The sequence below is a fragment of the Vibrio aquaticus genome (assembly GCF_003970385.1).
GTDB lineage: Bacteria > Pseudomonadota > Gammaproteobacteria > Enterobacterales > Vibrionaceae > Vibrio > Vibrio aquaticus.
Window position 1 is genome coordinate 1 of record NZ_RXZH01000178.1, and the last position, 399, is coordinate 399.

The window sequence follows — 399 nt, forward strand, 5'->3', positions numbered from 1 at the left end:
GCCCCAATCGGGCGGTAAATTCCGTCCAAGGCTAAATACGGGCGAGAGACCGATAGCGAACAAGTACCGCGAGGTAAAGATGAAAAGGACTTTGAAAAGAGAGTCAAAGAGTGCTTGAAATTGTCGGGAGGGAAGCGGATGGGGGCCGGCGATGCGTCCTGGTCGGATGCGGAACGGAGCAATCCGGTCCGCCGATCGATTCGGGGCGTGGACCGACGCGGATTACGGTGGCGGCCTAAGCCCGGGCTTTTGATACGCTTGTGGAGACGTCGCTGCCGTGATCGTGGTCTGCAGCACGCGCCTAACGGCGTGCCTCGGCATCAGCGTGCTCCGGGCGTCGGCCTGTGGGCTCCCCATTCGACCCGTCTTGAAACACGGACCAAGGAGTCTGACATGTGT

1 rRNA gene is annotated in these 399 nt (G+C 60.4%); it reads left to right on the plus strand.

The window, feature by feature from the left end:
- Positions 1-127: ribosomal RNA gene (locus tag EJ063_RS21990) — 23S ribosomal RNA — on the plus strand; the annotation flags it as partial.
- Positions 128-399 lie beyond the last annotated feature (272 nt).